Source organism: Vibrio phycocola (assembly GCF_054404255.1).
On record NZ_JBTAMQ010000004.1, the window covers coordinates 205547 to 226524 of the forward strand.

The 20978-nt window shown below is 39.2% G+C and carries 18 protein-coding genes; 8 read left to right on the forward strand and 10 right to left on the reverse strand.

Annotated elements, in window-relative coordinates; translation table 11 throughout:
- Window positions 1-22 precede the first annotated feature (22 nt).
- Complete coding sequence (locus tag ACXJY6_RS07180) at window positions 23-1639, reverse strand: NAD(P)/FAD-dependent oxidoreductase (protein ID WP_458767859.1); 1617 nt, start codon at window positions 1637-1639, stop codon at window positions 23-25.
- A 324-nt stretch (window positions 1640-1963) separates the two neighbouring features.
- On the opposite strand from ACXJY6_RS07180, the gene argG reads away from it, so the two are divergent.
- Complete coding sequence (gene argG / locus ACXJY6_RS07185; RefSeq protein WP_456049462.1) at window positions 1964-3307, forward strand: argininosuccinate synthase; 1344 nt, start codon at window positions 1964-1966, stop codon at window positions 3305-3307.
- Window positions 3308-3404: 97 nt separating this feature from the next.
- Here the strand turns inward: argG and ACXJY6_RS07190 are convergent, their stop codons facing one another.
- A complete protein-coding gene (locus tag ACXJY6_RS07190; RefSeq protein ID WP_458767861.1) occupies window positions 3405-4610 on the reverse strand; it encodes a multidrug effflux MFS transporter in 1206 nt (401 codons plus the stop codon).
- Between the two features lie 475 nt (window positions 4611-5085).
- Here ACXJY6_RS07190 and ACXJY6_RS07195 point away from each other — a divergent pair, with 475 nt between their 5' ends.
- The 4 genes from ACXJY6_RS07195 (at window position 5086) to ACXJY6_RS07210 (ending at window position 8742) form a co-directional block, all read left to right on the forward strand.
- Entirely contained in the window at window positions 5086-5760 is a 675-nt protein-coding gene (locus tag ACXJY6_RS07195; RefSeq protein ID WP_456049464.1) for a spondin domain-containing protein, read from the forward strand.
- Between the two features lie 8 nt (window positions 5761-5768).
- On the forward strand, window positions 5769-6461 hold the full coding sequence (locus tag ACXJY6_RS07200) for a spondin domain-containing protein (RefSeq protein ID WP_456049465.1): 693 nt from the start codon (window positions 5769-5771) through the stop codon (window positions 6459-6461).
- 68 nt (window positions 6462-6529) lie between these two features.
- Window positions 6530-7267, forward strand: a complete 738-nt coding sequence (locus ACXJY6_RS07205) for a response regulator transcription factor (RefSeq protein ID WP_458767863.1) — start codon at window positions 6530-6532, stop codon at window positions 7265-7267.
- Window positions 7267-8742, forward strand: a complete 1476-nt coding sequence (locus tag ACXJY6_RS07210) for a sensor histidine kinase (protein ID WP_458767865.1) — start codon at window positions 7267-7269, stop codon at window positions 8740-8742. The genes ACXJY6_RS07205 and ACXJY6_RS07210 overlap by 1 nt, the downstream gene beginning before the upstream one ends.
- Before the next feature lie 77 nt (window positions 8743-8819).
- Here the strand turns inward: ACXJY6_RS07210 and ACXJY6_RS07215 are convergent, their stop codons facing one another.
- Window positions 8820-9152, reverse strand: a complete 333-nt coding sequence (locus ACXJY6_RS07215) for a cupin domain-containing protein (RefSeq protein ID WP_456049468.1) — start codon at window positions 9150-9152, stop codon at window positions 8820-8822.
- 218 nt (window positions 9153-9370) lie between these two features.
- Window positions 9371-10357 carry a porin gene (locus tag ACXJY6_RS07220; protein WP_456049469.1) on the reverse strand — a complete coding sequence of 329 codons (987 nt, stop codon included), beginning with the start codon at window positions 10355-10357 and terminating at the stop codon, window positions 9371-9373.
- Window positions 10358-11895: 1538 nt separating this feature from the next.
- Between ACXJY6_RS07220 and ACXJY6_RS07225 the strand changes: the two genes are divergently transcribed.
- A complete protein-coding gene (locus ACXJY6_RS07225; protein WP_456049470.1) occupies window positions 11896-12615 on the forward strand; it encodes a FadR/GntR family transcriptional regulator in 720 nt (239 codons plus the stop codon).
- A 114-nt stretch (window positions 12616-12729) separates the two neighbouring features.
- Window positions 12730-13449, forward strand: coding sequence for a 3'-5' exonuclease (locus tag ACXJY6_RS07230; protein ID WP_458767867.1), 720 nt, complete (start codon window positions 12730-12732; stop codon window positions 13447-13449).
- Between the two features lie 30 nt (window positions 13450-13479).
- Here the strand turns inward: ACXJY6_RS07230 and ACXJY6_RS07235 are convergent, their stop codons facing one another.
- Window positions 13480-14409: a 1-aminocyclopropane-1-carboxylate deaminase/D-cysteine desulfhydrase gene (locus tag ACXJY6_RS07235; protein ID WP_458767868.1), complete on the reverse strand. Its 930-nt coding sequence runs from the start codon at window positions 14407-14409 to the stop codon at window positions 13480-13482.
- Window positions 14410-14791: 382 nt separating this feature from the next.
- Between ACXJY6_RS07235 and fabV the strand changes: the two genes are divergently transcribed.
- The gene (gene fabV, locus ACXJY6_RS07240) at window positions 14792-15994 is read left to right on the forward strand and encodes an enoyl-ACP reductase FabV (protein WP_458767870.1); all 1203 of its coding nucleotides are present in this window, start codon (window positions 14792-14794) and stop codon (window positions 15992-15994) included.
- 68 nt (window positions 15995-16062) lie between these two features.
- Here the strand turns inward: fabV and ACXJY6_RS07245 are convergent, their stop codons facing one another.
- From ACXJY6_RS07245 to ACXJY6_RS07265, 5 genes are all read right to left on the reverse strand, one after another.
- Complete coding sequence (locus ACXJY6_RS07245; RefSeq protein WP_456049474.1) at window positions 16063-16326, reverse strand: GrxA family glutaredoxin; 264 nt, start codon at window positions 16324-16326, stop codon at window positions 16063-16065.
- 228 nt (window positions 16327-16554) lie between these two features.
- Window positions 16555-17412: a MurR/RpiR family transcriptional regulator gene (locus tag ACXJY6_RS07250; RefSeq protein WP_456049475.1), complete on the reverse strand. Its 858-nt coding sequence runs from the start codon at window positions 17410-17412 to the stop codon at window positions 16555-16557.
- Window positions 17413-17687: 275 nt separating this feature from the next.
- Window positions 17688-19334: a pyridoxal-dependent aspartate 1-decarboxylase PanP gene (gene panP / locus ACXJY6_RS07255; RefSeq protein WP_458767872.1), complete on the reverse strand. Its 1647-nt coding sequence runs from the start codon at window positions 19332-19334 to the stop codon at window positions 17688-17690.
- A gap of 108 nt (window positions 19335-19442) precedes the next feature.
- Window positions 19443-19961, reverse strand: a complete 519-nt coding sequence (locus ACXJY6_RS07260) for a hypothetical protein (protein ID WP_458767873.1) — start codon at window positions 19959-19961, stop codon at window positions 19443-19445.
- A gap of 106 nt (window positions 19962-20067) precedes the next feature.
- Window positions 20068-20973, reverse strand: a complete 906-nt coding sequence (locus ACXJY6_RS07265; protein WP_458767874.1) for a LysO family transporter — start codon at window positions 20971-20973, stop codon at window positions 20068-20070.
- Between the last annotated feature and the right edge of the window lie 5 nt (window positions 20974-20978).

Sequence of the window (20978 nt, forward strand, 5' to 3'; positions counted from 1 at the left end):
TTTGTTTTTCACTTATCACTTACTAGTTGCCATGTTGTTTTACCATGTTTAAAGCAACAGCTTCCGCTATTTTAATACCATCAATCCCCGCAGAAAGGATTCCACCCGCATAGCCCGCTCCTTCACCACCAGGATATAAGCCTTTAGTATTAATACTTTGGAAATCCGCTCCGCGTTTTATTTGAACAGGTGACGATGTCCGTGTTTCAACACCTGTAAGCATGGCATCTGGCGTCGAAAATCCACGAATTTTCTTATTAAAAGCAGGTAACGCCTCACGAATCGCTTCTATGGCAAAATCGGGAAGACTAGTGCTAAGATCCGTCATATGAACATTAGGTTTGTAGGATGGTTCGATGTCAGCAAAAGGTTTGGCAGTGGAGCCTGCCAAAAAGTCTCCTACTCGTTGTGCTGGAGCATCGTAGTTACTTCCGCCCAGTATGTAAGCATTGCGCTCAAGTTTACGTTGAAGAGCAATACCTTGAAGTGGGTCATTGTCGAAATCATCCGGTGAAATTCCGACTACAATCGCACTATTGGCATTTCGTTCGCTTCGAGAATACTGACTCATTCCATTGGTAACCACAGCTTCTGTTTCTGACGTCGCGGCTACGACCACGCCACCCGGGCACATACAGAAACTGTATACACTGCGCCCGTTTTTACAATGATGGACCAGTTTATAGTCAGCAGCACCTAAAATTGGGTGGCCTGCATTTGTACCAAATCGAGCATTATCAATCATTTCCTGCTTGTGTTCGATACGGAACCCGATAGAAAAAGATTGAGCCTCTAAATGGACGCCTTTGTCATGGAGCATTTGGACCGTATCGCGAGCACTATGCCCAATTGCTAACACCACATGCTTAGAGTGGATTATTTCGCCACTTTTTAGCGTCACGCCCGTAATCTGATTTTCTTCGATGTTGAGTTCATCAACTCGAGTTTCAAAGCGAATTTCGCCACCAAGTTCAAGAATTTTGCTGCGCATTCTCTCGACCATAGTAACCAATTTGAACGTGCCGATATGAGGTTTGCTAACATAAATGATTTCGGCTGGCGCACCCGCAGCAACAAACTCTTGTTTGACTTTTAGACCAAGAAAGTTGGGGTCTTTGACCTGACTGTATAATTTTCCATCGGAAAACGTTCCAGCACCGCCTTCACCAAACTGTACGTTAGATTCAGTATTAAGTTCTGCTTTACGCCAAAAACGAAAAGTGTCTTTAGAGCGTTCATGAACAGATTTACCACGCTCTAAGAGAATGGGTTTAAATCCCATTTGAGCGAGGATTAAAGTTGCAAAAAGACCACATGGGCCCATGCCAATGACTATCGGACGCTCGGCTAGGTCTTTAGGTGCTTGCGCAACATATTTATATTGAGTGTCCGGTGATGCACTTACATTTTGATCATCGCTAAACTGGTCGAGCAAGGCTTTTTCATCTACATCTACTAGCGTGACGTCCAGGGTGTAGATTAAGGTGATGGTATTACGTTTACGCGCATCGTATCCACGCTTGAACACATGTATATCTACCAGTTTTTGTTCATTAATTGCTAATTTTTCCAAGACAAATAGCTTTAATGCATCGTCATTGTGATCGAGTGGAAGTTTGACTTGGTTCAAGCGAATCATGAGGTCACCTTATGGAGCGTTGCGAAAGCGCGTAATTTACTTCATAACCAGAAAAATTGAAAATAATTCGTGGTAAAAAAATCTGTTTTGTATTGGTTTTAAAGTAAACAGGTAGCGGATGACAAGGTGTGGGGTGATTAAATAAGTCGATTGCGCACTTGGATAGCAAGTTTATTGGGAATTTAGCCGTGAACCTCTTGGGAAATTCTTCCGATCAATGTAACATTGCTGCTAACAATCACCAGAACAATCTGGTTAGTGTAATCAGCTAAATTTCACATTTATTACGCCCCTTGGGTGTGTGCTCGCAAAAGGCTTTAAAATATGTCAAATACCATTCTTCAGAATATTCCAGTTGGTGAAAAAGTGGGTATCGCTTTTTCTGGTGGACTCGATACCAGTGCAGCGCTGCATTGGATGAAACTTAAAGGTGCCCACCCTTATGCTTACACGGCTAACTTAGGTCAGCCAGATGAAGAAGATTATGATGAGATCCCTCGTAAAGCAATGGAATATGGTGCAGAAAAAGCGCGTTTAATTGACTGTCGTCCTCAGCTAGCGGCTGAAGGTATTGCTGCACTGCAGTCTGGAGCGTTTCATGTCACGACAGCGGGTTCTACCTATTTTAATACCACGCCAATTGGCCGTGCAGTAACTGGTACTATGCTAGTGGCCGCAATGAAAGAAGACGGCGTTAATATTTGGGGTGATGGTAGTACCTTCAAAGGTAATGATATCGAACGTTTTTATCGTTATGGTTTGTTGACCAACCCAGCATTACGCATTTATAAACCATGGCTAGACCAAACGTTTATCGATGAACTTGGTGGCCGTGCAGAAATGTCTGAATTTATGAATACTCATGGTTTCGGCTATAAAATGTCACTGGAAAAAGCGTATTCTACCGACAGTAATATGTTAGGTGCGACTCATGAAGCGAAAGATTTAGAGTTCCTCGCGACCGGCATGCATATTGTGACTCCAATTATGGGTGTACCATTTTGGAAAGAAGATTGTGTTATCAAATCAGAAGAAGTATCGGTTCGATTTGAAGAAGGCGTTCCAGTTGCATTAAATGGTGTTGAGTACCCTGATCTTGTTGAGCTTATCTTAGAAGCGAACCGTATTGGTGGACGTCATGGTTTAGGCATGAGTGATCAAATCGAAAACCGCATCATTGAAGCAAAAAGTCGTGGTATTTATGAAGCCCCGGGACTGGCCTTACTATTTATTGCTTATGAGCGTCTGTTAACCGGTATTCACAATGAAGATACGATTGAACAATATCGTATGAATGGACTTAAGCTAGGTCGCTTACTGTATCAAGGTCGTTGGTTCGATTCACAAGCATTAATGCTACGTGAAACGGCACAGCGTTGGGTTGCTCGTGCGATTACGGGTACGGTAACGTTAGAGCTTCGTCGCGGTAATGATTACTCTATCCTGAATACAGAATCAGCTAATCTTACGTATGCGCCAGAGCATCTAAGTATGGAAAAAGTGGAAGATGCACCATTCTCTCCATTGGACCGTATTGGACAACTTACTATGCGTAATTTGGATATCGTTGATACTCGTGAGAAGCTCGGCATTTACTCAGATACTGGCCTTGTGTCGTTGCGTGATGGTAAGAGCTTCCTAAGTTTAAACGACGAAGAAAGCAAATAAGATGTTTATTCAATAATTGACTTTATTGAATTGCAATAAATGAAAAATAGGACGATTTTATCGTCCTATTTTTTTGTTGGTAGATAAGTACAAATTGCTATTCTGCTTTGATTACATTGTCGACGACATGCGGTTGATGTTTAACTCTAAACCATAGCAGGCTTGCTACAACGCCGACAGATAGCTGTAAAATTCCGAGATTGGTGATTAAGGTGTCCGGATTTAGCGAAACCAATAGCATTCCCAAAGAACCCGCCATCATAGAGCTAAACTGAATTATTGCCACCGCTGAACCCGTATCTTGACTTTGTTGATCGAGCATCAAGTTGGTTCCAGGAACTCGCGTTGTTAATACCATCATGCTTGCTGGTCCAATAATCGCAGCAAACACCCATGGCGAAAGGTGACCGATCGTTAGGGTGAATATTCCACACGTTGCTGTGACGGCAAAGCATGCTGAGATAATACTTTGAACCTTAATTTTCTTGGTTAGCCTCATATACATTGATGGGCCGAACGAAGCACACAAGGCATTAAACCCAAAAATATAGCTGAATTCCTGTTCAGTAAAGCCAAAGCCATCAATATAGATATAAGAGCCTGAGGCAAGAAATGCCATCAATGAGATCGGCGGTAGCGTGAAAATAGCCAATAGTGAAAGGAAATTGGGGTTTTTTACGACAACCGTTAATCTGCCCCAAGAGCGAAGAATGGAACCTTCATATTTACTTTCTAATGTTTCGCGATAAAACAAAGAAAATATCATGCTCATTCCACCAAATATGGCTAAGGCGAAAAACATTAAATGCCATGAGCCCAATTTTAATAGCAGTGCACCAAAAATAGGGGCAACCATTGGAGCAATGATCACGAGAGACATAATGGTTGCCATGATCTTTTGTCGTTCACGTCCATCGTATAAATCCTTAACGACAGCAGTAGCGACAACGGTAACAGCGCTGCCACCAAACGCCTGGATAAGACGGCTGATAATCAGCATCTCAATCTGATTAGACAGAGCACACCCTAAACTGGCGACTACATAGATTGCCAAACCAGTCATAAGAATCGGCTTACGACCAAATTTTTCGCTTAATGGTCCCCAAAAAAGTAAGCCACATGCATAGGTGACGAAATAAATACTTAGAGTAAGGTTAACCAAAGCTTTGGTAGTGTCTAAGGTTTCGACCATCGACGGCAACGCAGGTAAGTATAAATCGGTTGTAAGTGGTGGAAAGGCACTGATGATGACGAGAAATATTAATGTTCCAGTCTTGCCAAGGAAAGGCTGTTCTACTTTCACATTTGAGCTCCAATTGGGATGTTAAAATAGGTTGAGAGTTATACACCTTAGAGGCGTATGTATTTTCGGATAATATAGGCACACGCTGCTACGATTCAGTATTTGGGTCTAAACCTCGAATTACTGTTCAATCTTAAGATAGGGGGTGCAATGATGTCTACTGTACTCGTGATGGTGTCAATAAGAAAGCGGTTGAATGCATTAGAAAGTGATTAAATGAGTAGTGTAATGGAAATTGCTGAAAACGGGTGTATTTTATTTGAACCTTTGTCAGGCTGTTTGCCGTATAAGCGTTTAATGCCACCAAAAGCGGTTTTGTCATTTCCTATAATTGATTGGTTATGTGGTTTTGTGAAGGCGAGGTTATTTCAGAACAAAATAGTGAATATTACGTGATAAGTTCGTGATATCTGTTCGTCATACTGTATTTCTTAATAAAAAATACACACTTGACTAAGATAAAAGGGAGTTTTTCATGACAAACAAGCACTTAATTGCAGTAGGTCTTTTCGGTCTATTTTCTGCAACTGCACAAGCGCAAGACTTAACGGTTACATTAACTAATCTAACCCACAATATTTACTTTACGCCAGTTGTTGCTGGTGCACATGATTCAAGTTTTGAAATTTTTGAAACAACTACTCCCGCAACAGCAGAATTAGAGGTTTTAGCTGAACAGGGTGACATTTCTGGTGTCAGTGGTTTATTAGGTAATGCTGGCGCAGATGTTATTGAAAACCCTGCTGGAGGATTGTTAGCTTCTGGTGAATCAACAACATTTTTATTAAGTAATTCAGTTGGTAATGATTATTTGTCTGTTGCAGCAATGATGTTACCTACTAATGATGCATTCATTGGCTTAGATAGCTGGGAGATTCCATCTGAAGTCGGTACTTATACTGTCTATTTGAATGCTTATGATGCGGGTACAGAAGCTAATGATGAACTAGCTGACAGTATCCCAGCCTTCCCGGGCGGTGATGCAGGAACTGGAGGTTTTGGTGTCACGGCTGAAATTGGTACGTCTAATATACACATCCATCCTGGTGTCATTGGTGATGATGATGCCTTAGGTGGTATTAGTGATTTAGATAGCAGTGTACATCGCTGGTTAAACCCTGTTGCTAAATTGACCGTTGTGGTTGAATAGGAGGCTTTATGATGAAATTTTCTAAAGTCGCTCTTGTTACCGTTGGTGCGTTAGCGTTAGTGGCATGTGATGATGATGCTGATTCCGATTCACCGGTGGCGACTATTGATACATCGGTTGAATACGAAGTCGTGCTCAAAAATCTAACTAATGGTCAGACTATTTCACCACCGTCATTAGTATTACATGATACGGGATCTTTATTTACCATTGGCGAACCTGCTTCTGAAGCATTAGAGTTATTAGCTGAGGCTGGTGATGCAAGTCTTATCTTAAGCGATACTAGTTTTATTTTAAATTCTGCAAGTGCGAGCGGTGGTATTGCTAATGGTACGTCAACGACAATGACGGTTAGCCACACAGATGCTGTAGAATATTTATCATTTGTTAGTATGTTAGTGAGCAGTAATGATGCTTTCACCGGCGTTAACCAAGTAGACTTAACTGACTTAGAGCTGAATGACTCAGTCACTTATCAAACAGTTGCCTATGATTCGGGTACTGAAGCCAATACGGAAACTGCTGATACAGTGCCTGGAACCGGTGGGGAAGCTTATAATCCTGAGCGTGATGATATTGATATTGTTACTATGCATCCAGGTATTGTGAGTAGCGATGATGGACTTACAACTTCAGCGTTGTCTTACCAACAAAAGTTCGATAACCCTGTTATGTCTGTTACTATCACACGTACCAGATAAACTAATATGACTTATTAATTGTTATTGGTGAGTAACGGTTAATAAGTCTCTTTCTTAGAGAATTGAAAGTGCCAGATAGTATTTTAATCGTAGAAGATGACCAAGATATTGCTGAGCTAATCAAGGTCAATATGCAAGATATTGGCTTGGAAGTCACACATTGCGATAATGGCGAAGATGCGATTAAACAAGCTTTAGAAAATGATTATTCGTTACTAATGCTAGACCTTAATTTACCTGGGTGTAGTGGTCTCGATGTCTGTCGTAAGGTTAGAGAATCTAAGCAAGAACAAGCTATTTTAATGCTCACCGCTAGAACCTCTGAAATAGATCGTGTATTGGGGCTAGAATTAGGTGCAGACGATTACATGGCAAAGCCCTTCAGCGTGAGAGAGTTACAAGCTCGAGTACATGCATTATTACGCCGAGTACATTTGTTACAAAACAATCAAACCCAAGAGCCAGTAGCAGACAATAGTATCATTTGTCATGGTCAATTGATTATCAATCAACGCTCTCATGAAGTGGTGTTGCGCGAGCAGCGTATAGAGCTTACTTCTACAGAATTTGACCTATTGAGTTTTATGGCTCAACATCCAGGCCAAGTTTTTTCTCGTACTCAGTTACTCGATAAAGTATGGGGATATAAACATAGTGGGTATGAACATACAGTAAACTCTCATATCAACCGACTACGCAATAAATTAGCCGCTGGTCAACCCAATTCAAATAACAAGACGTTCCCTCATATAATTCAAACGGTCTTTGGTGTCGGTTATAAATTTAGTCCGGAAGGCGTCGTTTAATGAGAGTGTCACTTTATCAACGAATGACTCTTGCTTTAGTGCTATTGTTTATCGCTATCACATGTTTGGTTTTTTGGTGGTCTGCTACGTTAGAAAAACACTCTCACCATGAAGCTGAACAACGGCTCCACCTAGAGCTTGCAGAACATCTTGGGCATGATAATCCTCTATTAAAAGAGGGGGTCTATGATAAAAATGCATTAAAGAACCTGTTTCATAGTCTAATGATTCTAGGGCCTAGTTTTGAATTTTATTTTATCTCTCCAAGTGGGCAGCTAGTGAGCTACTCAGCAGAAAAGAGTGCGATAAAACGTCAGCATATCGATGTTGCTCCTCTAGTTGACTTTATTAACCGCAAAAAACCATTGCCAATTTATGGTGATGATCCTCGTGATCACAATCAACAAAAAATATTCTCTACAGCACCCATTTATAACGGAGAAAACCTACAAGGGTATTTATATGTCATTATCGGTGGTCAAGCTTATGACTCCGCTTTTGCTGATGTAGAACCTGACTTACTTCGCTCGCAATCTTTAATTTTTATCTTAGGTATCGTGGTTTCGTTCTTTTTAGTCTCGATTATCTTATTACGTATTTTAACCCACCCTTTAAAGCAATTAACGAATAATATTCGTGCTTTTAAGAAAGCAGGTTTTGAGAAAAATAAAGTGGAATTGCAACAATGGCCTGCGGCAAAGCATAACGAGATTCATGAATTAGGTGAGGCTTTTAATGAAATGGCTGAGCAAATCAATTACCAATTTGTCCAGTTACAATCTATTGATAAAACAAGAAGGGAGATGCTAGCCGATCTTTCCCATGATTTACGAACGCCATTAGCGGCTTTGCAAGGTTATTTAGAAACCATTCAATTACGGGGTGATTCGTTAGAGAAAGAACAACATCAGCGCTTTATTGAAATTGCTTTCAAAAATGCCAATCAACTTAAAAAATTAGTGGATCAAATTTTTGAATTAGCCCATTTAGATGGGGGACAAGTAACATTACAGTTAGAAAGCTTCCCATTAGCTGAATTATTACATGATATTGTGGCTAAGTTTCAGCATCGTTTACAGGATAAACAATTGAAGTTGAGTATTACACCTGAGCAGTGTAATTGTATGGTGTATACAGATATTGGTAAATTAGAGCGCGTGTTGAGCAACTTGATTGATAATGCAATTCGTCATAGCCATCAAGGCGGTTGTATTAATATCGAAGTCAATGAAGATGAAAGTAATAAGTTACACGTAGCGGTGATTGATAATGGTACAGGGATTCATGAGCATGAATTAGCTTATATCTTTGATGCCCGCTATCGAGCAAGTAATGCTCTATCTGATAAAAAAGAACACGGTGGGTTGGGTTTAGCGATCACTCAAAAATTATTACATCTCTTACATTCTGAAATTAATGTAGAGAGTCAAATTGGAAAAGGTACCTCTTTTCATTTTTATTTGAACAGAAGTTAATTCTCTTATTTGTATAAGTATGGCCTTTCATTAGACTTAAGCTCGAAAGGCCAAAATGGTCGGGATTTAATCGCTACCTATAGAAAATCGTCACGACGTGGTGAGAATACATCAAGTAGGATACTGCCGTCTTCTAAAGCAACCGCACCGTGCTCAAATGTTTTAGCTGCAATATAGGCATCGCCTGCTTTTAATACTTTTTTCTCACCATTAATCTCTGCTTCAAAACTTCCTGATACAACGTATCCAATTTGATCATGGATTTCGTGAGTGTGAGGTGCGCCAATCGCGCCTTTATCGAATTCTAGGTGAACCGCCATTAAATCTTTGGTATGGCCAATGATCTTACGTTTGATTCCGCCGCCAAGAACTTCCCATTCGTTTTCATCTATCATAAAAAAAGGGGACATAGCTATCTTCTCCAGTGTTCAGTTTATTAATTATATACAATGACGTCGATTATACGCATTAAGTTATATTATAATACAAAAGTAACACATGATTGTGATGCCGATCAAGAAGGGAATTATGATAGGAATAAAGGAAGAAAAAAAGCGTACCCAAAAGAGTTAGGTACGCCAAAATACTACGGAATTACTGTTCAAAAAAGAACAATGGGTCTAACTAATTAGAAGTCGACAGACATACCAACAACGAAACCTAACTGGTCTTTGTCTTCGTCATAGACTTCTGCGTATGCATCTACGTTTTTAGTGAAGTTGTAGTTAGCGTTTACGTACGTCCAAGTAACGTCATCGTTAGCATCTTCGTCATAGTTAACTAAGCCAACACCAGCTGCTACTTTAATTTTTTTGCTTATCTTGTATTGTGCAGCAAGATCGATACCTGAAGCATCTTTATTATCATCATCTCTATCACCATAGACATATGATGCACCTAAATATAGGTCTTGAATACCAGTGTACTGGATCTGAGCACCGTACGAAGTTTGATCGTAAGCGTCATTACCGGTTCCACCATCATAATACTCTTGGAAAGAGTATACTGCGCCAATAGTTACGTCATCTGAGACATTAAATTTAGCGAAGATGTCATAGCTAGTTTCATCGCTAGCATCGTCTTTATCAAATCCGGGATCAAAAGAAGAAGCAACATAGAAACCATCGCCTTTGTATTGTACTTCTAACACAGATTTTGAACCATCTGCGTCAGAATCATCAGGGTTACCAATGGAATCATTAGTTGTTTTTGCATCTAGATCTTTAGCGATACCAAATCGATCGACAGAATAATCGAAGTCACCATATTGAACAGTTAAGCTATCTTTTTTTACGATAATGTAGTGATCTTTCAATAAGTCTTTAGCGCTGCTTTGCTCTGCACTCCAACCTGCAAATTCAAATGCGTAGTAGCCTGCAACCTCAACGCCATTTTCTAGTTTATACCCTGCTTTAACTTCTAAATCGACGTTGTCGGTTTTTGGTTCAGTTTTATCGCCGTCATCAACATCACGAATTAATTCAAATGCAACTTCACCAGTAAGGTTAAGGTACATTGCATCATCTTCATAAACTGTTTTTGCTTGAACGCCAGTTGCGAATACAGAAGCAATAGCAACTGACAGTGTTAGAGGAGAAAAAATTGTCTTTTTCATATTAATTAACCTTATTAAGTAACAACAAAAATATTGGATAAAAACTAATTTAAGAACATATTGTATTATTAAATTATCATATGCAGGCCAACCATAACACCATGGTATCGGGTGCGCAAATATCTTTGCTGTTAAATGTGACATCAGTTAACATACTGATATATAAGAGTTTAATTATAAATCACCCAATTTTATTGTGATCATAATCAAATAAAATGACTAAATTGAAGATATTGGGATATTAATGAATTGTTATCAGTGTGATATTTGTCACGCAATAGTATTAAATGATAATAATTAACAAATACGTAGATTAATGATATTTATTTCAATTTAGTTAAAAGTATTTTGCGGATATGTGAATTAATGAAAAGGTGATATTGTTAGTGATATAGCACCTTACTTCTTACAGTCGAAAAATTTATGACCCTAGCAGACAATTTGGAGTGTGGTGGGGAAAAAGTCTTAATGTTAGCTATTTCCATTGTTGATTCTCGAAGTGAATCAGTGATATTTAATACGAGCATTCTAATCGCTATTGTATGTTTTATGGTAACTTTTTGTTGCGGAAATAATAAGTGAGGTAATTAGGGGTTATGAATGTTTGACGAAAATTACAGTATTTAAAGTTATTCTCAGTACTAAATATTAGAAGCCATTATTGTAAAAAATTAACTCCAAATTATTAAGATTAATAATCTTCTTAGTATCACCTTAATCTTTAGGGAAGGGCAAATGTAAAGGTAAGAGGTCGATTGTATTATACTAACGAGAGCTGAGTCATACTTAGAACGATGTATTTTAAGTCTCATCTCTGTGGTTTTTATATCATTTATATGAAACTAAGAGCGTCTTTTATCCATTATTATGATATTAAATAGCTAATAAGTTTAGGTCAATTACTCTATAAAGTTGAAGATTTATCGTATTATTACTATCACATCGGAAACCTCATGTTTCTTGCTATCTTATCAGATTAATCAGAGTTTTCATGAGTGTATAAATTACTACTCTTATTGATTCTACATAGGTCGAAAACTGTAGAGTTGTTTGTTGTTTTTTATTTAACCATATGTTTTTAAAGTTATTTTATTTTTCATGCCGAGCTTTTGGGTGAGGTTTTGTCTTAATCTTGGTCTTAGTTGTGTGTCGGGGATATATCAGTAGATACAATTAACTCAATTGATTGCGCTCGTTCTGTTGTGAAGTGTGACTAATAGAAGGTTATTCATTCTTCACTCGTTGCCTCTAAGTTTAGAGCCTTATATAGACGTTTAGTGAAATATAAGATTATAAAAAATTCTATTATCAACAACGTTAGATCTAATATTATTTTGATATTTAAGTGAATATCTATGAATAAATTAATTTTTAATTAGCTTTGACTCAGATCATAGAGTTGTTTAATTAATTATACTTAGGATATCCTATCCTAGATAGGAATAGATTTTTCATATATAAAGCTTGGTCGATATTTCCTCTGATGCTATATTGAATTTATTGCTTCATTTCAACTTCATTTATTATTAAGGCGTATCATGTCCAGTAAATTTTCCACGATTACAGAGTCGAAGCGTAGCTTACATGTTCAAGTCGCTCGTGAAATAGCACGCGGAATTCTATCTGGGCAGTTAGCTCAAGGAACTATTATTCCTGGAGAGATGGCTTTATGTGAGCAGTTTGGTGTGAGTAGAACGGCTCTGAGAGAAGCGGTAAAATTGCTTGCTTCGAAGGGATTGATAGAGTCGCGTCCTAAAATCGGTACTCGAGTGATGGAGCGTTCTAGCTGGAATTTCCTTGATTCACAGTTGATTGAATGGATGGATGGATTAATGGAGACCAAAGAATATTGTGAAAAGTTCTTAGGTCTTAGAAAAGCACTTGAGCCCGAAGCTTGCGCATTAGCAGCGATAAATGCGACGTCAGAACAACGGATCGAGTTATCTGAAACGTTTCAGAAGATGAGCGCATTGTCAGAATCTGAAGTGTTTAATCAACAGGAGTGGATTGACGTTGATATTCATTTCCACAGTCTTATTTTTAAATCAACGGGAAACCTCTTTTATTTACCGTTCGGAAATGTGTTTAGTACCATGTTTGTTAACTTTATTGCGCACTCTTCTGCAGGAGGAGAGTTGTGTTTTGGTGAGCATCGCCGTATTTATGAAGCAATCATGGCGGGAAATGCAGATAAAGCACGTGAAGCCTCTGCAAACCACCTTTCAACTGAAAATCATCGACTCCCTGTCATGCAATAAAGAGTAGAAAAACAGCTGGTTTTAATTGTCGTGCGTTGGGAAAGCTTGCTTAACAATATGGCTTTGATTGATAATAGTGCTAAGTAAATTTGGTTAGCTTAGGAATTAAAAGTCATGGCATGGACGACGTATTTTCATCCCTTACGCAAGCTACATAGAGCAAGACAAAAAGCGAGGGATAATGAAACGATTCCTGATTTTTTAAGCGCTAATATAAATTGGGATTGCCCTCATTTAGATGAAGATGCTAAAGATCTTGAATATATCTGTTTGGATCTGGAGACCACCGGGCTAGACCCTAATCATGACACGATAGTGAGTATTGGCTGGGTTGTGATTAAAAACTATCATATTGACCTCTCTAGCAGTGTGCAAATGTTGGTGAAAGACAGTGCTAAGGTATCGAAAGAATCGATCGTTATTCATCATTTAACACCAGAAATGTTATCTAATGGCTATACACTTGATGATGCAATGGAAGCCTTTTTTACTCAAGCGCAAGGAAGAGTGATTGTTGCTCACGCGTGCTTTGTTGAGCAAGGGTTTCTCGATCGATATATTAATCATAAATTTGGGTTACCTTCTTTGCCTATGGTTTGGCTTGATACGTTAGGGCTTGAAAAAAGGCTGTGTCAAAGTATTAATAAGGATTCAAATTACGATCTTCGTTTATCTTCAATTCGAGAAAAATATGGACTTCCAGAATACAATGCTCATGGAGCTCTGATTGATTCCATATCCAGCGCTGAGCTATTGCTAGCTCAAATAAAACGAGTATTTGGTAATCGAAAACATTGCTTCGGTCGGTTATATAGAATCAGTCATGGCCACTAACGAGATATACATAGTAACTTGTCTCTAGGTTCAAGTTAAATTACCTAGGGCAGGGTATTTTCTTTGATAACGTTTTTCCATACTTTCGTTGCCCAATAAACCACCTTGATGAATGTAAATCAAGGTGTGACCTGAATGCTGCTCCAGCCATGGCGTTAGTGCTTGCCACATTAACGGGTCATAAAGTAAATCAAATTCCACTTCAGTTTCGTGTTTTAATTGCTCCCAAATTAGATAATCCTCAAGATACAGCTTACCAAAATGATGCTTCGGTTTGCCTGATAAAAGGGTCGGATAGTGTCCACCTTTTAATTCTCTAAATTGGTCTATTAGGTAATCGTTACCTCCGACACAGGCACAGGTGAGTACGTCGATATGATGAGGTTTTAAATACTGTTGCAAAAAGAGCGCTGTTGTACCTGTGCCTGAAGGTAGCGCAATCACAGGGTTTTTAATCGAGTTTTGAGTAATCCAATCTACAAGCTCTTGGCCCAACACCTCGACGCCCATTTTAGCCATGTGTGAACGACCACCTTCAGGGATACAAAGTTTGTTTTTGTCTTGAGAAAAATTATGTTCGATATATTCACTCGGGTGTTGCCGATTTGGGTTTAGGCTAGAATCGGAGAGATCAATAATCTTGGCGCCAAGTTTCAACGCAGCTGCATAGTTTCCAATCGGTGTTTGCTGCAACCACAATGGAATTCGGCTAACATAAAACTTTAGAGAAACGTGTTTGATATGGGCAAGCGCTGCCAATGAAAAGAGAGAATTCGCCTGGGGTGAACCGTAACCAATAATGCAATCTACTTGGCTAAAATCATAGGTAAGTAATTCACTGAACTTTCGGGCTTTATTTCCTGAAAATAGAGGATGAAGTAAATCATCTCGCTTGAGATAAAATTCCCTACCTTCAAATGAATGCTTAGTTACTGGGCTTTGGCTTAATTTAAGTGACATTCACAATGGATTACGTCATGGAGTGTATTTTAATGCTACTGGCAAATTAGCGAGATTTAAACAAAAAAATACCGAGGAACATGTTCCTCGGCAGAATATAAGGTTAACAAGAAAAAGCAGCGTATACAGGGATTCAGTTATCAATCTTGCGAACATCTGACGACATCATTTCTGTTACAGAGATATAGACTGTGCTATTTACAAACAGTTCCAATCTTTTTGTATTTTTTCGCATATTTGCTCAAGTAATTTCGCGAAAACGAAATTGAATGGCATTCTAGAGATCCAACCACTCACAATTTTACGAAGATATTTAAGAAATAAGGTGAGATTTGCTAGGGAAACTTTTATTCTAGCTAAGATTTTTTAAAGGAAGTTGAATATGATAATCAAACCTAAAATTCGTGGTTTTATTTGTACAACGACTCATCCAGTTGGTTGTGACGCGAATGTAAAAGAACAAATTGAATATACTAAAGCTCAAGGCGAGATTAAAAACCCACCGAAACGTGTTTTAGTTGTCGGCTCTTCTAGCGGTTACGGTTTATCGTCACGAATCGCAGCAGCATTTGGTGGCGGCGCAGCCACTATTGGCGTTTTCTTTGAAAAAGCGGCAACGGAGAAAAAACCGGGCACAGCTGGGTTCTACAATACGGCAGCTTTTGATAAATACGCTAAAGCAGAAGGATTGTATTCTAAGAGCATCAATGGTGATGCATTTTCCAATGAAGCGAAACAGAAAGCTATTGAGTTGATTAAAGAAGATCTTGGTCAAATTGATATGGTTGTTTACTCGTTAGCTTCACCAGTGCGCAAAATGCCTGAAAGCGGAGAAGTCATCCGTTCGTCATTGAAGCCTATTGGAGAAACCTATACTGCAACTGCAGTGGATACTAATAAAGATGAAATCATCACGGCAAGTGTAGAACCAGCGACAGAGCAAGAAATCGCTGACACTATCACCGTTATGGGTGGCGAAGATTGGGAGCTTTGGATTAACGCTCTTGACGATGCAGGTGTACTTGCTGACGGTTGTAAAACAGTCGCTTATAGCTATATTGGCACAGAGTTAACTTGGCCAATTTATTGGGATGGTGCTCTAGGGCGCGCTAAAATGGATCTCGATAGAGCCGCAGCCGAATTAAATGATAAATTATCTGACAAAGGTGGTTCAGCGAATGTTGCTGTATTGAAGTCAGTGGTGACTCAAGCAAGTTCTGCAATTCCGGTAATGCCGCTATATATTGCAATGGTATTTAAGAAAATGCGTGAAGAGGGCGTCCATGAAGGGTGTATGGAGCAAATTTACCGCATGTTTAGTCAGCGCTTGTATAAAGCGGATGGTACCAGTCCTGAGGTTGATGACAAAAATCGTTTACGCTTAGACGATTGGGAATTGCGCGATGATATTCAACAACATTGCCAAGATTTATGGCCTCAAGTGACGACTGAAAATCTTAAGTCGTTGACGGACTATGAAGCGTATAAAGAGGAATTTCTAAAATTATTCGGCTTTGGCGTTGAAGGTGTGGATTACGACGCAGATGTTGATATCGCGGCAAAATTTGACGTTATAGATTTATAGTCAAAAATTCTTGTAAGTTAAAAAATGCGCTCAATTTTGAGCGCATTTTTTTGGTTTTTATTCACTGATTAGTCGAATAGACCTAAATTTTCTTTAGCGTAGGCTTCAAACTCAGTACAGCCTCCAACATGGTCTTGATCAACAAAGATTTGTGGCACGGTATTCACAGGTTTGCCAACGGTTTTTTCTAGGTCAGCTTTACTAATACCTTCAGCCTGAATATCAACGTAGCGATAGTTAAAATCATCACGTTTTTCCTTTAGTGTTTCCGCGTGGTCTTTTGCACGAACACAGTATGGACAACCAGGGCGACCAAAAATCACTACAAACATATCTCTCTCCTTATTCTTTTGTTGCCGTAACTATGCCTTATCCCTCATAGAAATGAAAGTAAGTTTTATCTCTTGTTTTAATAGCTAAAAGCTATGAAAGAAAAAGTGTTGTTGTATATGGAAAAGTTAGAGTGAGGAGTGTTACTAATAAGATAGAGTTATGTATTTACGGCTGTGAAATGATAAGAGGAACGTAACAGGTCCCTCTTTCATCAAGAAGTTAGCTGATTATTCGTAATGGGATAATTTATCAAAACGAGATTCTTTCAACACATCTTTGACTCGCTTTAGGTTTTCTCTAAACCCAGAGCCACGACGTAATGTAAATCCTGTCGCTAATACATCAATCACAGTCATCTGAACCACACGACTTGCCATTGGCATGTATACATCAGTATCTTCTGGAACATCTAAGCAAATTGAAAGTGAGCAAGCTTTATCAAGAGGTGAGTCTTTAGATGTTATGGCGATTACTGTAGCACCATTCTCTCGAGCAAGATCGGCTATTTCAACCAAGCTTTTGGTTCGTCCAGTGTGTGAAATCAAAACAATAACATCGTTGTCGCTGCAATTGATACAGCTCATACGTTGCATAACAATATCTTCAAAGCAAGAAATAGGGATGTTGAAACGGATAAATTTATTCTGGGCATCTCTAGCCACAGCTGAGGATGCTCCAAGGCCAAAGAATGATACTCGTTTAGCTTGCGTGAGTAGGTCAACAGCGCGGTTAACTTGAGCGTGATCCAAACTGTTTTTAGCGACATCTAAACATGCCATTGTCGACTCAAAAATCTTTTGAGTGTAGGCATCTGGGCCATCATCTTCTTCAACGTTACGGTTTACATATGGTGTTCCATTAGCGAGGCTTTGGGCTAAATGCAATTTAAAGTCAGGAAAACCTTTTGTATCAAGACGACGACAAAAGCGGTTTACAGTAGGTTCACTAACATCCGCCATTTTAGCAAGTGTCGCAATACTCGAATGAATGGCTGTTTGCGGCGCACCCATAATTACTTCTGCAACTTTGCGTTCAGACTTACTGAAATTTTCTAAGTTTTTTTGAATTTTTTCTAAAGTATTCATCGTATTCACACAAGTAATTTGTCAATTTCGTAAGCAAAATGAGAGATAATTATCTCTTCTAACCGTTTCACTAATTTTGCCATGATCACTGAACAAGTATAAACCTAAGTCTCTTGGTTTCTGTAGTAATTAGAAATAGTAAATGATAAGAATATGACTATCATCAAACAAAATTTCACATAAATTTCAGTGATTAGTATAAAAGTCGCATCTTTGAGTAAAACCTTCAACCGTTTTGTTTATTTCATTACAAGAAAAAGAAAGTTACTTTCAAATCAACGTTGAATAATCGCATTTGAAAGGTCAATTATCTTTCCTAATAATATAGGAGCGGCTTTGGCTATTTCTCTCTGCTCTTGCAAGATTGATGAAAGAACAGTGCGTGTCGTTAATGGGTTGGCCAATACAACGCGAAATACGACAGTATCGAGCTTTGTCCAGCGAATTGGGTTGAGTTGGGTACGCGAAACAAACGATTTACCTGACTCTCTCTGACGCTTTTGGATAAAGACACAAAGCTCATTGAGTAAATGGTTCAGGGTACGTTTGTCTTCAGGGAGAGCGATTGAGAGTGCCTGACAAGCGACCTCCGGCAGGTAGCGGTAAGTAAGGATGCATAACTCTGGTTTTGATACCAACTCGAAGTCTTGTTGTTGTTTGATTAACGATGAAAAATAGTGCGCTTTCTCGATGCTTTCGTCGATCAACAACTGATAACCTTGTCGACTAATGATGTGCATGCTGGCATAAACAAGCATCGCCATACCCGATCGAGAGCCTTCTAAAGTGCGGCTCCCTAAGTCTTTTGAACCTTCGCGCAAAATGTATTTTGCATGATGTTCGATAACATCCATCGCACTTGGGTCTTTAAATATGACCATTCCCGCACCCATTGGAATATACAGTTGCTTATGGGCATCAAGAGTTACAGAGTCGGCCAGTTCAATTCCATCTAATATCGCTCTGTGATGGTTCGACATTAATGTCGCTCCACCCCATGCCGCATCGACGTGGAAGTGACACTGGTATTTTTGACAAAGCAATGCGATTTCTCGTAGAGGATCGACATTTCCTGTTTCGGTTGTACCGGCTACACCAATTACGGCAAAAGGCTTAATATTTTTTTCTTGTAGCTCGAGAATTTTTTCTTCCAGCGCACTAGGAATGATCTTGTTATTTTCATCGGTTTTAATCGCTATTATGCTTTCTTGACCCAAACCTAATAGGTCGACCGATTTTTTCAACGAGTAGTGACCACGCTCAGAGACTAAAATAGCGAGATCGTTATACCCATAATGCTTAATAGCTCGAAATAACCCTTCTTTTTCGACACCGGTAAACTCACCGTCTGGGCGTAGTGCGTTGTTACGTGCTACCCATAAAGCGGTAATGTTGGCAATCGTACCACCCGAGCAAAATGCTCCTAGTGAATGATTAGTGCTATGCATCGATGAAGAATAGAATGCATCATCCTGTTTATAAATCAGGCCATGAATCATTCCTAAAACTTGGCGTTCAAGTGGTGTGAATGCTTTTGATGTTTCGACTTTTACAAGGTTCTGATTTAGCGCAATCATAATTTTTGACAAGGGCATTAGGAAATAGGGCAATGCCGAGGTCATATGACCAATGAAGCTGGGTGACGAGGTATGAACGGAATGCGCAACTAGCTTTTCTAATAAATGTTGAGTGTGTTCAGAGACAAATTCAGGAATTTCAGGAATATGGGGGCTTGAAAAGTCTTGCTCTATTTCGGAAAGAGGCTTTTCTTCAGCTACAATATGTCCACGCAAGAAATCATTTAGATTTTGCGAAATCTCTTCTTCAATTTTTGTTAGGGTCGAATCGGGACCTTCAGGCACTGTAAAAATGCGCAGTAAACTCTGAAAGTTCGCTTCTGCTGTTTTATTATCTGAGACCATGGAATTTGTAACAGTATCTAATTCTTACTAGCGGGACAATCTAAACGAAAACGGGACGAATGTCCCGTATTAATTCTGTGTCTAAAAATCTACATGTTTATAACATTTTTATTTGCATGGGCTCTGTTCAATGAGTTCCATTTTTTCATTGTATTTACTTAATGCAGTATCAATTTTTTTCGGGTGACTTAAGAGCTCAGCAAACGCAGAGCGTAAGTCATAATTTTTCTCGTGTGGTGTTGATTGACGATCATTAAACGTTTGTTTTGCCAAAGCTCCAATTTCATCATCACGCATTGAAAGTTCTTTGACGTCAGATTGTTCCAGCTGAAGCCACGATTCTATTGAACGAGAAGTCGAAATTGATTCAGGGCTATTATGTAATGCATCGTGAACAACGGCGCGGCTTAGTTCAAAGTGGTGTTTACGGCCTTCCAAAAACCATTCAGAAACGCCAGCAAGGTCTGGGTACTCACTAACAGTGATCGTGGTGAGATCTTGGTACCAATTCAGAGAAGCATCAATGTAAGTATCGTATTGTTGAATTTCACATTCTTCAATGCTTTGAGCACTAACGTTGGAAATCAGAATAAGAGGTAGCAGACTGATGAGGGAAAGACGTTTCATTATTCAACCTTTATGTAGCGAACGGTAATATTAGTATTTGTTAATTATCTTAAATGATCTAGCAGAATTACCAACAATTTCTTAACTAAAATGTTAATCGTGGGATCTAGGCTGCAAGGGAAAGAAACATTAGCATAAATAGCGGTACGCAGATACTGAGTAAAAAGCCGCTAACAATTGCGATAGGAACGCAGTTTATACCACCATTTAATTGAATGATAGGTAACGTAAAATCCATAGCGGTCGCACCAGCATAGCCGACTCCAGTTAACGGACGACGACGGATGAGCACGGGCAAGAGTACTAGTGCGACCATTTCTCTACCTAGCTCTAACATGAAAGATGCAGCGCCCATTAGTGGGCCAAGCTCTTTGCCAATCAAAATACCAGAGAGGGAGTACCATCCAAATCCTGACGACATTGCAAGAGATTCATACAAAGGGATACCTAAGAAATAACCTGCAAAACTGCCCCCGATCCAAGACGAAAAAATGACAATAAGCGCAATTTTTAACCCATTAATATTGAGTAGAATCTCTCGTAGTGACAGGCCACTTGCTCTCAGCTGAATCCCGATTAGTACGAGCAATAGAAATAATGCCCACTCCATACCTGAGTTCACCCAATGCCAGTTAAACGGCAGGGCAAAGGCAATGATAGCACCAGAAACGACCGTCAAAATGAGAAAAATAGAATCCTTGAACATTGCCATTTTTGCGGATGTTTTACTTTTTCCATTGGTGACAATTTTTGTTGTTCGATCTAACCAAGGCAGAAACAACAGGTTGACGATAGAGATCGAAATAAAAAACGTAACACTAATGATCACGACTTGAGAAAACTGATGAGAAAAATCATCTAAAGTTGAAAAACTGACACCCAATAAGCCAAGCATTAGATAGATCAGAATCATAACTGCACGATTCACTATCTGATTCAAACTAGAAGAGCCTTTGGGAATTAAGTAGCCCCCTAATAAAGGCGCAAATATAAAGGCGAGATCAAACAACATTTCGA